At 69.4% G+C, this 814-nt stretch carries 1 protein-coding gene; it reads left to right on the top strand.

Translation table 11 applies throughout. The annotated features are described in order from the left end of the window. Positions 1-814: type VI secretion system Vgr family protein (locus tag FLQ44_RS03130; RefSeq protein WP_147693008.1), on the top strand; the 814-nt coding region annotated here is incomplete at both ends.

The following is an 814-nucleotide window of genomic DNA, read 5'->3' as shown; positions in this document are numbered from 1 at the left end:
CCAGCTTTGCCAGCGCCTTCACCCAGCACACGCGCCAGCTTACCCTGCAACTGGGCGATAACCTGCAGCAGCAACTCGGCCTGCTCCCCCTCTCCCTCACCACCCGCGAAGCCCTCTCCCAGCCCTACCACTACCAGCTGGAATGCCTCGCACCCGACGACACCCTACCGCTCGCCACCCTCGTCGGCCTGCCCGCCACACTCACCCTGCAGCAACAAGACGGCACACCCCTGCTGCGCGGCGGCATCGTCACCCGCGCCCACACCCTCGGCGCCGACGGCGGCTTTGCCCGCTACGCACTCGACATCACCCCGCCCGTCGCCCTCCTGCAGCACCGCCGCACCAGCCGCGTCTTCCAGGACCTAAGCGTCGATACCATCATCCGCCAGATCCTCGACGAACACGCCGCGGCCAACCCCGTCATCGCCGCCCACCACCGCACCACCTTCGCCCTCACCGCACCGCTGCCCCCCCGCAGCTACTGCCTGCAATACCGCGAAACCGACCTCGACTTCATCGTGCGCCTGCTACACGAAGAAGGCCTGGCCTGGCGCTTTGAACACGCCCACGACAGCCGCTACCTCAGCACACTCGTCGCCTTCGACGACCCCTACAGCCTGCCACCCGCCCCCATCGAACGCGTCCGCTTCCACCGCGCCGACGCCACCGAAGCCGAAGACGGCCTCACCGCCTGGCACAGCCAGCGCCAGCTCGTCACCGACAGCGTGCAGCTAGCCAGCTACGACTACCAGCCCGTGGCCACCGCCCACACCGGCGACCACAGCGCCATCGCCCAGGGCAGCGGCCAGGCCGC

This window comes from Vogesella mureinivorans, from assembly GCF_007644035.1.
Lineage (GTDB): Bacteria > Pseudomonadota > Gammaproteobacteria > Burkholderiales > Chromobacteriaceae > Vogesella > Vogesella mureinivorans.
The sequence above is the reverse complement of the archived record's forward strand: the minus strand, read 5'-3'. Positions and strand labels throughout refer to the sequence as shown.